This window comes from Cytophagales bacterium, assembly GCA_033344775.1.
In the GTDB taxonomy this organism is placed as follows: domain Bacteria; phylum Bacteroidota; class Bacteroidia; order Cytophagales; family Cyclobacteriaceae; genus JAWPMT01.
The window spans coordinates 42,226-56,362 of record JAWPMT010000002.1; the positions used below are offsets into that span (position 1 = coordinate 42,226).

Consider the following 14,137-nt stretch of genomic DNA (forward strand, 5'->3'; position numbering starts at 1 on the left):
AAAAGCAGCATTTTGTTAAAAAAGGTTGTAAAATGCATTCAAAGGGAAATGCTGCAAAATAATTCAGCCGCATGCACGTCTTTACAACAATTACAAACCGACAAAACATCCTTGAAAACCCTGATCAGCCTTACATTCATAACAATGCTGTCTTGTAGTACAGCACAAGATCATAACTCAGTAGACTTAACTGAAAAATATGCTAACGGATCTGGGATCTTACTTAACCCTGTTAAAGATCAGCAACTGAAAGATTTAGTACTTCTTGGAAAGGTCTGGGGTTTCTTAAAATACTACCACCCCGAAGTAGCAAAAGGTACGTTCAATTGGGATTATGAATTATTTCAGATCCTTTCAGCTTTTCAAGAGACGCAACAGAAGGACCACAATGCACTGTTAATAGCTTGGCTGGATAAACTGGGAGAGGTAACGAATTGTGCTACTTGTCGTGAACTCGATCCTGAGGCTTATCTCCATCCGGACCATTCATGGATCAATGAGTTGGATAATGAAGTTTCTAAAAGGTTGCAGGTGATATTGAAGTCTGAGCCACCATCAACCCATCATTATGTTAGTTTTCCATCAAGAGGCGGCAATCCAAACTTGACCAATGAGTTATCCTATGAACACATGCCCTATCCGGATGAAGGTTACCGACTATTAAGTCTCTTTCGTTACTGGAACATCATCGAATATTTTTCTCCTTATAAGTATTTAACGCATAAAAATTGGGATGATGTACTGGAGGAATACATCACTGTTTTTTTAGGAGCGAAAGATGAGCTGGCTTACGAACTATCGATCATGAAATTTATGACGGAAATTGGGGATAGTCACGGGTGGACCATTGAAGGCGATGAAAGATATGTAGAGTGGCTCGGACGATATGTGCCACCAATCCATGTCCGTTTTGTTGAAGGGCAATTAGTTGTGACGGATTTCTACAAAGACGAATTTAAAGCCACAATTGATTTGTCGTTAGGAACAGTAATCACTCACATCAATGGTCGTTTGGTGGCTGATATTGTTAAGGAAAAAATGCCTTATTATCCAGCATCCAATAAAGGAGCGCTGATGCGGGATATGGCCCCAGACATGTTGAAGTCAAATGATAAAGAGATCACCCTTACGATCAAGGAGGATTCTGGGAATTCACGCAAACTGAAGTTGCAGCTATTTGAAAAAGGAAAGTTCAAACGGTACGGATCTTACCCTCCTGTAGAAGGGCCATCTTATCGTTGGCTGGAGGATAGCATTGGTTATGTCACCTTGCAAAACATCACGGAGGATGATGTTTGGGAGCTTCGAAAAACATTCAAAGAAGCGAAGGGGATCATTGTGGATATTCGTAATTACCCCTCGACATATGTTGGATTTGATCTAGGCGCATTTTTCATTAAAAAGACAAGGACATTTTCCAAATTTACCAGTGGAAGCGTGTCGATTCCGGGACAGTTTACATTCACTGATCCAACTAAATTGTACTACACCACGCAACCTTATAAAAAAGGAAAAGTCGTGGTGTTAGTGAATGAATTTACTCAAAGCATGGCAGAGTATACTACCATGGCTTTCAAAGCAGGCCATAATACGACTATTATGGGGAATAATACAGCTGGAGCTGATGGAAATGTGTCCAAATTCTTTCTGCCCGGAGGGGTCAAATTACTGTATAGTGGTATCGGGGTTTACTACCCTGATGGAACACCAACTCAACGAATTGGTATAGTACCGGATATAGTAGTAAGGCCTACAATTCAGGGAATTCGGGAAGGAAGAGATGAAGAATTGGAAGCGGCTATTCAATTCCTTCAAAAAGAATAGCCGTTTATGCTAAAAACTACTTCGGTAATACTGCCTCGTTGTAGTTATGCTTGTCCTTGGTAAACTCCCGATAATAGTTATTGATCTTGATGTCCTGCTCCAATAAGTGAGCAATCAGGGCCGCTCGGATCCATACACCATTTTTCGCCTGCTTGAAGTAGATCGCACGTTCGTCCTTGTCAACTTCTGTCTCGATTTCCTCGTTTCGGGGGAATGGGTGCATGATCTTGGCGTAACGCTTCATTTTGTAAACCAGGTCCTCTGTAAGAAAAAACCTGCTCTTCAGTTCGTGCGTCAGGTAAGCGTTCATTTCATCGTCATTGTGCTCATTTTGGATCCGCGTCATGTAGAGGATATCCAATTTACCGACCACTTCTTCGCTCAGCTCATTTTTGATGTGAACTTTGATGCCTGCATTCCGCAGTTGTGAAGTCAAAGCGTCCGGCACACCCAGTTTCGGATGGTCAGGGCAAATGAAGTAGACCTCAACATTTTTGTAGTTGTTGGCTAGAATGGAAACCAGAGATCGAACCGTACGTCCGCGTCCTACATCTCCGCAAAATCCATAAACTTTGTTGTCTGGTCCGCCTTTCTTTTCTTCCAGCTCCGGGTACTTCTTGAGTAGACGATCATACTCATAAGTGCCTTTATTGGTCGGGTCGGCAAATTCGAAGCTTCGGTAGATGGTGTAAATGTCCAGCAACGCTTGTGTAGGGTGCTCATCTGCTCCTGAACCGGCATTGATGATTGGCACATTTTTGTTGTTGAAGGAATGAAGGTCGTTCATCAGGTAAGCACAGCACTCAGCGAGATTAGGGCGAACACTCCGCATGATCAGAATGTCGGCATAGCTGGTGTACATGCGAATAGAATCATAGATAGATTCTCCCTTGTACTCCGATGAAATACTGGTATCTCGAGTTTCCGAAATTTCCAGTCCGAGGATCTGACAGGCCTTTTCGAAAGACTTGAAAGTACGGGTAGAACTTTGCGTGAAATACAGCTCTGCTCCTTTGTTATCCAGCAATCCTTTCAGGAATTTACCGCCTTTTTCATCGCGCCGCAATACTTTGATCTGCTCGGCAAGATGGCACAAATGATCTAATGTTTCCCGGTCCAGCTGATCCGAGAAAATCATGTGATCCAGTGAATTGTTGGACTTAAAATCGTTGATTTTGACTTTTTTAGGTCTTTTCAAACGGTCGCTAAAGCGTTGGGTAAGGTCGTGACTCATATATGGACAAATTACGCAAAAGTAATACGGGCACTTTGTCTGGCTAGAAGGTTTGGTCAGATTTTTTCATCAAAAATTGAAAAGATTGATTCAGGCTAAAGTTTGGACAAGCAGATAGGTTAAGTAGCCGTACAAAATTATTTTACTTACAAATACGAAATTAAACGAAATATATTCCTTACATTTACGAAATAAATCAGAAAACGAAAAGATGAAAGGCACGAATCTGGGGGAATTTGAAGAGCTCGTTTTGCTGACAGTGGGCATCCTTTACGATAATGCCTATAGCGTAGCCATTCAAAAGGAATTGATCGAGCAAACCAAAAGGCACATCACCATCAGTTCCGTGCATGCGGCTGTCTATCGGTTGGAGGAAAAAGGACTGCTGGATTCGAGGATGGGAGAGCAGAGCCAGACCAGAGGAGGGAAGCGAAAGCGATTGTTTACCATCTCTAGGACTGGTAAAGTAGCCCTTGACAAGGCAAACGAATTGCGCAATAGCATGAGAAATCAAATTCCGGAAATCGCTTTTAAGAACCTCGGATGATGCCGCAGACCCCACCAAAGCTTCCATTGCATTTTTTGCGCTGGTTTTGCACCGAAGAACGATTGGAAGAGGTGGAGGGAGACTTGTTTGAGGTCTGGTGGGAACAACTCGAGGCTTCCAATCAATCAAAGGCCAACTGGCTTTACTGGTGGCTGGTATTTCGGAGTTTACGGCGCTTTGCTTTGAAAAGGAATAAAACTCAATATAAATCAGGCTTCATTATGTTCTTTATACATCATCTCAAGGTCACTAATCGGAATTTGAGGAAACACAAGGTTACTACAAGTATCAATGTGCTGGGACTGGCCATTGGAATCAGTGCATTTATCGCCATCATAAATGTGGTGAATTATGAACGCAGTTTTGATCATCACATACCTGACGGGGATCGTATCTATCGTATTCACACCCGGTTTACTGGTATCTTCAATGGTCAAAACCGAGGTGTTAGTACGGCATTGGTACCGTATCTCAGAGAAAATGAATCAGATTTTGAAACAATAACGGCTTTTTATACAAGACGATTTGAAGGAGCTCCTGCAGCTATTGATGGCCAATCCGTCGAAAAGTATGAAGGCATCAAATCGATATTTGCTGATTCGATGTTTTTCAAAGTTTTTAGGCAATATGAATGGCTTCATGGGGACCAGGAAACGGCCCTGGATGAACCATATCAAGTGGTTTTGACCCAAGAGCAAGCAAATAAATACTTTGGAGACAAGCCATTGGAGCAAGTAATAGGACAGCAAATGACTTATCAGGATTCCCTGACGACTACTGTTTCGGGAATTGTTAAACCATTTTTAGGGAACAGCGATTTTATCTTTACAGATGTTATCTCCATGTCTACCGCAAGAGTCTCATGGATCAAGGACAGCTATCAGATCGGTTGGAGTGGTACCAGTAGCAATTCCCAGGCCTGGGTGAAAATGCCGGAGCCAGTTACCGACCTGGACAGTGCACAGTTCCTAAAGGCTGCCAATGCGCATGTTGCCGAGTTAGAAAAGGATGAGTCCTATTATAAGCATTTCCATTTGCAGCCGCTCTCCGAACTTCATTTTTGGGGAGATATCGGAATCTTCGATTTCAGCGATCGCTCTCCCGCGGATAAACAGACCTTATTGATCCTTTCTTTGGTATCACTGGCAGTGCTGTTAATTGCGGTGTTCAACTTCATAAATCTCGAATCAGCGCAGGTTTCATCGAAATCAAGGGAGGCAGGAGTGAGGAAGGTGATCGGCGGCAACACTGGGCTGCTGTTGCAGCGTTTTTTAACAGAAAGTCTGGTGGTCACTTTTATGGCAGTTCTGCTGTCGATTCCGCTGGCATATTTTGGTTTGATCTATTTCGAAAACTTTCTGCCCAATCCCATTCCGTTGAACTGGGAAGACCCGTACTTCTGGTTACTGTTAGGAATCATCTTTTTGGTGGTGGGGATCCTTTCCGGTTTGTATCCGGCCATTTTACTTTCGTCGGTGAAAACGTCTAATGCTTTAAAAGCTTCATCCTACAATGCTCAGGGTAAACATGGTCTCCCATTCTTTCGGCGCATGTTCATTTCCTTTCAGTTTGCATTTTCGCAGCTACTCCTCATCTGCACCATTGCAGCTTCCTTGCAGTTGAGTTTTATGTTGAAGAAAGACATGGGTTTCGAACAAGAAGATATTTTGTTTTTAGAGACACCATGGGGAGAGCCTAAGAACAAACAGGAAATCCTGATCAATTACCTGGAGTCTGATGCTAAGATTGCGCAAGTACAGTTTCAAGAGGGACCACCGGCAGGAGGGGGAGGTTATAGCACCGACATACTGACCTACGTTACTGACGAAGCAAAGTATGAAATAGAAGTGGAACGGAAAGCAGCAGCTCCTGGCTATCTGGATTTTTATGGAATCCCATTGCTGGCCGGAGAGCTCTGGACATCTGAAGACCGTGAAGATCAATTGGTGGTTAGTGAGGCATTTGTGAGGAAAATGGGTTTGAAGCACCCGGCAGATGCGGTAGGCGAGTCACTGAAAGGCTGGCAAGATAAGTCTTTTACTATCGTAGGCGTCATGCAGGATTTCCATACACGTTCCTTACGCACCGAAATCCTGCCTGTCATGTACGTGCCACTTAATGGCTGGGAAAGTTCTGTTGCCATGAAGATTAAAACCAGTGAAATGAAGGAGGCAATAGAACAAATCTCAAGTCATTGGTCAAAAGTATACCCTGATGACCCAGCAGAAGTCAAATTTCTTGATGAAAGCATCGGAAAGTACTATGAAGCTGAACAACAAACCTCCAGACTGTCGGGATTCACAACAATTATTGCCATTCTTATTTCTAGTTTGGGACTTTTCGGTTTGGTCTCGTTGACGATTGTTCATCGGACCAAAGAAGTGGGCATCAGGAAAGTATTAGGTGCTTCAGTGCTGCAAATTGGCATTTTGATCACCAGCGAATTTTTGATCATGACCTTGATCGCATTTTGTTTGGCTGTACCGGTAGCATATTACGCCATCGATTATTGGATGGATTCTTTTGCTTACCGGATTGATATCTCCTGGTGGGTTTATGCCGTAGGAGGGATTGCCTCACTAATCGTCGCCCTAATCGCCATCAGTTCCAAGGTCTATCGGTCTACTCAGACCAATCCCGTGGAAGCCTTGCGATATGAGTAGAGTGTTTTTCAGTTTAGGTCGATTGCTCTAGAAACAATTTTTATCCATAAATGCGACAAATGATCGTCCGAACTGTAACAAAAACGGACACTTTTACGTCTTTTATTTTATTTTAAAAACCTGAAAATCAATACTTTGTGTTTGATGGCATGTCTTGTGCGGTATTAGACATTGCAGCCTTAAATTGAGCGCATTAAATTGAGGAAATTTTTCATATATGATCAAGCTGGTTAATCTCGACAAGTATGTCGATTCAAAGTACCAAAGGGTATTTATTCTTAAAAATATCAATCTGGAAATCAAGGAAGGAGAGTTCGTAAGTATCATGGGCCCCAGTGGTTCAGGTAAGTCAACTTTACTGAATTTGATCGGTATGCTCGACCGACCCTCGGCCGGAGAATATTACTTTTTGGATGAGCCAGTACATAAATTCAATGAAAGGAAAACCTCCAAGATCCATAAGGAGCATATTGGTTTCATTTTCCAGGCTTATCACCTGATCGATGAACTCAATGTTTATGAGAACATTGAAACGCCATTGTTGTACCGTGGTGTCAAGAAAAAGGAACGTGCCAGCATGGTGGCGGAAATGCTTGATCGTTTTCAGATGGTGGCGAAAAAAGACCTGTTTCCTGAACAGTTGTCCGGAGGTCAGCAACAGCTGGTAGGTATAGCTCGCGCAATCATTGGTAAACCCAAGCTTCTCCTGGCAGATGAGCCCACTGGAAACCTACATTCGGAGCAAGGAGAAGAGATCATGAGAATCTTCACCGAGCTGAATAAAGAAGGTATGTCCATCATTCAGGTAACGCACTCCGAAAAGAATGCAGAGTTCGGGTCCAGAACCATCAGACTAGAGGATGGAACGGTAACGAGTTAAACCAGATTGGTCAGAGGAAGCCTTGAGAAGAGGCTTCTTCCTTAATTTGCTCTGCGGCATCACCAAGGTAGCGATCTATGACCCAATGTGCCAAATAGATCAGTGGCGTGATACTCAAGGCGACGACAAACTTGTAGATGTAGTTAGAAGTTCCTACTGACAAGACTTGTCCCACCGACCAACTGGTACCGCTTGGAGCCAGAAAGTAAAAGGCAAGGAACAAAACTACAAAGCTGTCCACCAGCTGCGAGATAAGTGTAGATCCTGTGGCTCTGAGCCATATCATTTTGCCATTGGCCAGTTTCCTTAGTTTTTGAAAGACCAATACATCCAACAATTGACCCACCATAAAAGCGACTAATGATCCGACAATGATCCGATTGCTTTGTATGAAAATCTTGTTAAAGGCAAAATTGACATTGAACGGGTTTCCTGCATCATCCGTTGCATTCACATTGAGCCAGAATTCAGCAGGGCTCAGGCCTGATACAATCCAGATCACGAAGAAGGAATACGTGATCATACCTACTGCTAACAAGGACATCTTTCTGACACCTCGTTTGCCAAAATATTCGTTGGCAATGTCGGTGAAGATGAAAACAACTGGCCAGATCACGACCCCCGCAGTAAGGTTGAAACTAGGATAAAACCCAAAAATATTGATGGTATTGGGTGTTAAGCCCACGGTTTCTTCAAAAGAGAAGATCTTATTGCCAATCATTTCTGCGAGCACCGCATTGGTCAGAAAGATTGCAGTAAGGATGATGAATAAGTTCTGTTTTTTCTTTTCGACGTTATTGCTCATCAATTTCAAAGATATGACCTTCAGCAGCGATTTCCGTCTTTTCAAAGACTTCCAGGGCTTCTTTCAAAACCGGTTCCAGATTTCTGTAACGCGTAGAAAAATGTCCGATCAACAATCGCCCTACCTGGGCATCTTTAGCCAAAGTAGCTGCTTGTCTTGCCGTAGAATGATAGGTGTTTTTGGCCCTTTCTTCCATTTCGCTGGTGAAGGTGGCCTCATGATACAACATGTCTACTCCCTGAATGTTTGTGATCAATTCCGGTTTGTAGCGGGTGTCCGAACAAAAAGCGTAGCTCAATGCTCGTAGCGGATCTAGCGTCACGTCTTCGTTTTTGTGAAGAATATTACCTGCTTCGTCCGTCAGGTCCTCTCCGCATTTAAGCTTGTAGATTTCCGAAGGTGGAAGTTTATCCGGAAGTCTGGTCTTGTCGATGCGACGTTTTTTTGGCTTTTCCTGAAACAGATAACCTGAACAGGGAACCCTGTGCTCCAGAGGAATGGTCGTGATCGTGAACTTAGGGTGGTCTACAACCAGTCGGGTTTCGCCCGGTTCCCACTCGGTAAAGTTGATTTTGAAGTTCAGTGAAGTCTCTGAATACTTCAATTGTAGGCTGATCACATCTGACAATCCGGGAGGTCCTATAAGCATCAGGTCCTTCTTTCGCCCAAAAAGATGCAATGTAGACAACAACCCAATGAGTCCATAATAGTGATCTCCGTGAAGATGACTGATCACGATGATGTTGATCTTGGAGATCTTCACCTGATGTTTACGCATCAGCAGTTGCGTGCCTTCTCCACAATCGATCAAGACATACTGGTCCTGTATTTTAAGGACTTGAGAAGTTTGATGTCTACCGTGAGCGAAGGCGGCCGAATTCGAGCCGAGTATTTGTAGTGCGATCGACAAGTCTTATTCTGCCGATTCGTCGTTGAATCCTTTTTCCAGTGCGTTCATGAATACCATATCTACCGCTTCTTCCTGGGTAGGGGTGATTTCCATTACCTTATGTAATTGGCTGATTTTGATCAATTTCAATACATGCTCCTGTACCTCACAAAGTACAAAAGAACCTTTATTGCCGAAGAGTCGGTTGGCCACCAGCAAAGCACTCAATCCTGAAGAATCTGAATACTTGACATTACCCAGGTTGATGATCAAGTTCTCTACACCGTCTGACTCTAATTTCACCAACTCGGATTTTACCTCAGGTGCGATGGTTGTATCCAGTTTCTCCTCATCCAGTTTTATGATGGTGTATTTGTCTTGTCTATCTACTGAAAATTTCATTTTGTTTGATTTAAGGCTTCTTTGTCGCGAATCAGAGATCTTCCTGAATCGCTTTTAAGATGTTATTTTCTATACGTGTGCTGATGTCTTCTTGTGGTGCTTTTTCGAATTTTCTTCCTGTGATTTTTTCGAAGAGCTCAATATAACGTGCTGATACGGAGTTTACAAACGGATCATCCATCGTTGGCATCGTCTGTCCTTCTTTCCCTTGAAAACCATGCTCCATCAACCATTCCCGAACAAACTCTTTCGATAACTGTCTCTGCGGTTGATTCTTATCTAATAGTTCCTGATAGGAGTCCGCATAAAAGTACCTGGAGGAATCAGGCGTATGGATCTCATCGATCAAATAGATTTGGCCATCATAAAGACCAAATTCATACTTGGTGTCAACCAGGATCAATCCCTTCTTTTGGGCTTCTTCCGTACCCCTGGTAAATAGCTCACGGGTATAACGCTCCAACTGGAAATATAATTCCTCATTAACTAAGCCCTGAGAAAGAATGACTTCCCGGGAGATGTCTTCATCATGTCCCTCATGGGCCTTGGTGGTCGGTGTAATTAGGGGTACCGGAAAACGATCATTTTCTTTCATGCCTTGGGGCATATCCACTCCGCAAATTTTCCTTTTGCCTGCCTTATACTCTCTCCATGCGTGGCCTGCGAGATAACCTCTGATGACCATTTCTACAGGAAAGGGCTCACATTTCAAGCCATAAGTCACGTTTGGATCGGGGATGGACAATACCCAATTCGGGACGATATCCTTTGTGTTTGTCAGAAAGTGACCAGCAATTTGGTTCAGTACCTGACCTTTGAATGGAATAGGGCGTGGCAAAACCACATCAAAAGCAGAAATGCGATCCGTGGCCACCATGGCCACGTGCTTACCAAAGCTGTAGACTTCACGAACTTTGCCTGTGTACTTGTCTGTCTGGCCAGGGAATTGAAATGTGGTTGAAGCGATTCCGTTTTCCATCGGCGGCAAAGATAGAGGTCTTCCGCAAATGGCAATGCGCTATTTTTTTAAGAACACTTAAATCCTCATTTCTCTCCAAGCGCTGCGATTTTAAATTTTTCGTTTTCGGAAGGCTCATGTTCCTTTTCCATGATCTCCAAGATGCTCGCCACGACATCTGGGTGGTCAGCAGCCACATCTTGTTGTTCCTTTTCGTCTTCTCGTAGATCATATAGAGCAATATTGAGATTACCGTCCTGCATGTTTTTGCGAATGCCTTTCCAATGGTCCATTCTTACCGCTTGTTGCCCTTTGTAACTTGGGAATTCCCAATACAAATAGTCATGTTTCGGTTGTGACTTATTGAATAGGGTTGGAGCGAAGCTTATCCCATCCACCTGTGCAGTGATCTTGCTGCCTGTCAATTTACAAATTGTAGGCAAGAGATCATAAAAGGAAGAAATGTGCTGGTTCTCTGCACCTGCAGCGATCTGATCTGGCCAATTGACGATCAAAGGTACGCGAATGCCTCCTTCGTGGACGAAGCCTTTGGTATAGCCATATCCATTGGTGAAGGGTTTGGAACTTTCGAAGAAATCAAAATCTACTCCTCCCGTGTAAGTAGGACCATTGTCACTGGTAAGGAAAATGACGGTGTTTTTATCGTTGCCATTAGCTTTCAGTTTTGCTACCATCTCCCCCAATTGATGATCGAGATAACTGATCATGGCGGCGTAAGTGGCCCTAGGGTATCGATTAGGAAAATAACCCCGATCTCCGAGGTAGGGATCTTCTTCCCCGAATTCCTTTCGATATCGGTCTACCCATGCTACAGGAGCTTGTAAGGGCAAGTGGGGCAGTGGAGAGGCGTAATAGAGAAAGAAGGGATCCTCTTTGTGATCATCAAGAAAGGCCATTGCCTGCTCGTGAATTTTTTCAGGAGCATAATCGGGTTGCGCATATCTGGCATAGCTTGCCTCATCCAGTGGGTCGGCCAGGGAATCCAGCGGGGTGCGTGGAGGAATCACTTCATTATTTAACAAATCTTTTTTGTCATTATGCCATAGGTGTGGGGGATATAGGTTGTGTGCCTGTCGCTGGCAGTTGTACCCATAGAAGGTATCGAATCCTTGTAGGTTAGGCGCACCTTCCGTGTTAGGAGCCCCAAGTCCCCATTTTCCAAATAGGCCGGTTGTATAGCCATTTTGTTGAAGTAATTTGGCAAGTGTAACCGTATTTGCTGGTATCGGGCGCTGACCTTCAAGTGTTGGATCAGCAGAGGCTTTTCGGTAGTCCCAGACTGGGCCTCTTTCCGCCCATTCATCATTTCCCCGAATAAATGCATGGCCACTGTGTAGTCCAGTCAACAGCATGTAGCGGGCAGGGGCGCAAACGGGAGCCGCTGAATAATGATTGGTGAAAAGCATACCACTGCTCGCAAGTGCGTCGATGTGTGGCGTTTTGATTTTGTTCTGTCCCAGAATGCCGATCTCTCCATATCCCAAATCATCTGCCAGGAAAATGATGACATTGGGGGGTTGCTCAGTGTGCTTGGGTGATGAACAAGTGAAGAAAATAAAGGATAAGAAAAGTACGGAAAGAGCCCTCATATTCGGTGATTTCCGAACAAGATAGTAGAAGTGTTCTTCTCTCCAAAAAATAAGATAGAGTAGAGGTAGGTAGCAAAAAAACACCGAACGGCAAAATGCGCATCCGGTGCTTTATCGATTATGATTAAAAAAAGAATCTTTAATTCGCTTCCTGGAAGTATCGGATATAATCCACAATCATCCAGTTAGGAAACAAAGTAGTTTCATCAGGATTACCAGGCCAGTTTCCTCCTACGGCAATATTCAGGATCATGAAGAATTCATTTTGGAATTCAGATAATGCATCGGGAGTAATGTCAACTACATTATACTGTACATCATCAAATAACCAGGTGATTGATTCTTCGTTCCAAACGACGGAATAAACATGGTACTCTTCACTCAGTTTACCCGAAGTATTTCGAAAACTTCTTCCGAAATTGGCATATGAGCCATTGTTGTCCCAATGGATTGTACCGTGAGTAATTTCATCATCCTCTCCGCCACCAACCATTTCCATGATGTCGATTTCACCACATGCGGGCCATCCCACTTCGTCAATATTGGCGCCTAACATCCATAATGCGGGCCACATACTTTGTGTACTTGGCATTACTGCCCGTATATCAATACGGCCATACTGGAAGGTAACTTTGTCCTTACTGATCATTCTACTGGAGGTGTAAGATCTTCCTCCACGAGGTTGTTGTCGGGCTTCAATGACCAGATTTCCATCAACAATACTTGCATTTTCCTCTTGATAATATTGCAATTCAACGTTACCCCAACCGCAGATGCCTTCTGCACATCCATCACCTATTTCAAAGGACCAAGTATCCGAATTGATGTCAGTTCCATCGAACTCGTCTGCCCAAACCAGAGTCATGCCATCGTAGCTTGTAGGAGATTCAAAACCCGTCGTTGGAATGCTAAATTCATGAGGGTCGTCATCTCTGATGGTAAATGTTGCCGCTTCAACACCCAGTGTGGCATTGAATGGATCTGACAGTACAACCTGAAAAGTTTCGTCATCCTCAGTAAGATCGTCACCGAGAATGGTAATGTCAATGGATGCAGAAGTCTCACCTGCATTGATTCTAACGATCGTATTTACTGGGGTGAAATCTTCAGCTGTTGCAGTGCGTTCGATTGTTGAAACTTCTACTGAAATGTCAGAAGTAGACGCTTGAGAAAGGTTAATGTCTACTGTAAGGGTAACGTCAATGTCCTCCTCTGTTATGCTCCCTCCGGAAACCGATACAGTGGGTGTAATAGAGGAATCCCCATCCTCTCCGCAAGAAATGGCGAAGAGAAGGGGGATTCCCGCTATGATAAGGCCTAATAAACGGCGCATTATATCAATTGATTAGTTAGTTTTTACTAATCTGTATTGCCAGTGTACACCATTCGCATCGATTTGAAGGGTCATAGAGTTCCCATCAGCTGCGAATTCAGCGATGTTGTAGGTTACTGATGCAGGAAGAGGCACATCATTACGTACGTTTTCAGTAGCAAGTTCACCTGCGTTGGTCACTTTTGCCAGTCCGATGAAGGCTCCTTCACCAGTTACTGTTATTTCTGAAGACGTTGCAGAGAATGTGTAAGATCCGCTGCCATCGAATGGAGCAACACCTGCACCACAACCATCAGCATCAACACCTTCTTGCCATGCTTCTACCCAAGTCTGATCTCCTTGATTCACGCTGAAAGTTCCGTCAGCTCCGAATACATAGTCATCATCAAGATAACAAGCTCGGGCTTCTAAGTCTCCAGCTGGAAGGAACCACCAGTCAGCGCTTCCTGGAGAAGGACCAACAGCTAGTGCTGCCTCTTCAGTAGCTACTCTCCACGTTCCAACAAGGTTACTTGCGAAAGGAGCTTCAACAGTGATGTCTTCTGATTCAGTATCAGATCCGCCAGCGTTAGTAACAGTCAATGCTACTGTGTAAGTACCGCCTTCTGCGTATGTATGGGTAGGAGAGGCATCAGTAGAACTGTTACCATCACCAAAATCCCAGCTATAAGTGTCAGCTCCAACAGAACCATCGGTGAATGTTACGGTTAGTCCGTCAGCTGCAGAAGTAAACGCTGCATTTGGTGCATCAACACTAGGCTCGTCATCAGAACAACTGGTTACGCCCAGGATTCCTATTACTAGTGTCAACATTAATAATCTTTTCGTCAATGTTATTGTTTTCATAACTCCTCGTTTTAATGTGTAGCTCAAATATGTTTTCAAAATTTTGATAAATGACATTTATTTATTGCTCATGGCTACATCAATTATTAATTCTTACTTTCTCACTACTACATCATTATTCATTAAATGGGCTTAAATTTGAGAAA

12 protein-coding genes are annotated in these 14,137 nt (G+C 43.7%); 4 read left to right on the plus strand and 8 right to left on the minus strand.

The features are described from left to right. Positions 1–48 precede the first annotated feature (48 nt). The gene (locus tag R8G66_04890) at positions 49–1,824 is read left to right on the plus strand and encodes a S41 family peptidase (protein MDW3191673.1); all 1,776 of its coding nucleotides are present in this window, start codon (positions 49–51) and stop codon (positions 1,822–1,824) included. Between the two features lie 16 nt (positions 1,825–1,840). Here the strand turns inward: R8G66_04890 and R8G66_04895 are convergent, their stop codons facing one another. Next, the gene (locus R8G66_04895) at positions 1,841–3,058 is read right to left on the minus strand and encodes a hypothetical protein (GenBank protein ID MDW3191674.1); all 1,218 of its coding nucleotides are present in this window, start codon (positions 3,056–3,058) and stop codon (positions 1,841–1,843) included. A 211-nt stretch (positions 3,059–3,269) separates the two neighbouring features. Between R8G66_04895 and R8G66_04900 the strand changes: the two genes are divergently transcribed. The 3 genes from R8G66_04900 (at position 3,270) to R8G66_04910 (ending at position 7,148) form a co-directional block, all read left to right on the plus strand. Beyond that, positions 3,270–3,605, plus strand: coding sequence for a PadR family transcriptional regulator (locus tag R8G66_04900; GenBank protein MDW3191675.1), 336 nt, complete (start codon positions 3,270–3,272; stop codon positions 3,603–3,605). After that, positions 3,602–6,268: an ABC transporter permease gene (locus tag R8G66_04905; GenBank protein ID MDW3191676.1), complete on the plus strand. Its 2,667-nt coding sequence runs from the start codon at positions 3,602–3,604 to the stop codon at positions 6,266–6,268. The genes R8G66_04900 and R8G66_04905 overlap by 4 nt, the downstream gene beginning before the upstream one ends. Positions 6,269–6,485: 217 nt before the next feature. Continuing rightward, positions 6,486–7,148, plus strand: coding sequence for an ABC transporter ATP-binding protein (locus tag R8G66_04910; GenBank protein ID MDW3191677.1), 663 nt, complete (start codon positions 6,486–6,488; stop codon positions 7,146–7,148). Between the two features lie 10 nt (positions 7,149–7,158). On the opposite strand, the gene R8G66_04915 is transcribed toward R8G66_04910, so the two are convergent. The 7 genes from R8G66_04915 to R8G66_04945 form a co-directional block, all read right to left on the minus strand. Then, on the minus strand, positions 7,159–7,953 hold the full coding sequence (locus R8G66_04915) for a queuosine precursor transporter (GenBank protein ID MDW3191678.1): 795 nt from the start codon (positions 7,951–7,953) through the stop codon (positions 7,159–7,161). Next, a complete protein-coding gene (locus R8G66_04920; protein MDW3191679.1) occupies positions 7,943–8,863 on the minus strand; it encodes a ribonuclease Z in 921 nt (306 codons plus the stop codon). The genes R8G66_04915 and R8G66_04920 overlap by 11 nt, the downstream gene beginning before the upstream one ends. A gap of 3 nt (positions 8,864–8,866) precedes the next feature. Then, positions 8,867–9,244 carry an STAS domain-containing protein gene (locus tag R8G66_04925; protein ID MDW3191680.1) on the minus strand — a complete coding sequence of 126 codons (378 nt, stop codon included), beginning with the start codon at positions 9,242–9,244 and terminating at the stop codon, positions 8,867–8,869. A 31-nt stretch (positions 9,245–9,275) separates the two neighbouring features. Further along, a complete protein-coding gene (locus tag R8G66_04930) occupies positions 9,276–10,223 on the minus strand; it encodes a phosphoribosylaminoimidazolesuccinocarboxamide synthase (GenBank protein MDW3191681.1) in 948 nt (315 codons plus the stop codon). Between the two features lie 65 nt (positions 10,224–10,288). Beyond that, positions 10,289–11,812, minus strand: a complete 1,524-nt coding sequence (locus tag R8G66_04935) for an arylsulfatase (GenBank protein MDW3191682.1) — start codon at positions 11,810–11,812, stop codon at positions 10,289–10,291. Between the two features lie 139 nt (positions 11,813–11,951). Next, entirely contained in the window at positions 11,952–13,145 is a 1,194-nt protein-coding gene (locus tag R8G66_04940) for a family 16 glycosylhydrolase (GenBank protein MDW3191683.1), read from the minus strand. Positions 13,146–13,157: 12 nt separating this feature from the next. Continuing rightward, a complete protein-coding gene (locus R8G66_04945) occupies positions 13,158–13,991 on the minus strand; it encodes a PKD domain-containing protein (GenBank protein MDW3191684.1) in 834 nt (277 codons plus the stop codon). Positions 13,992–14,137 lie beyond the last annotated feature (146 nt).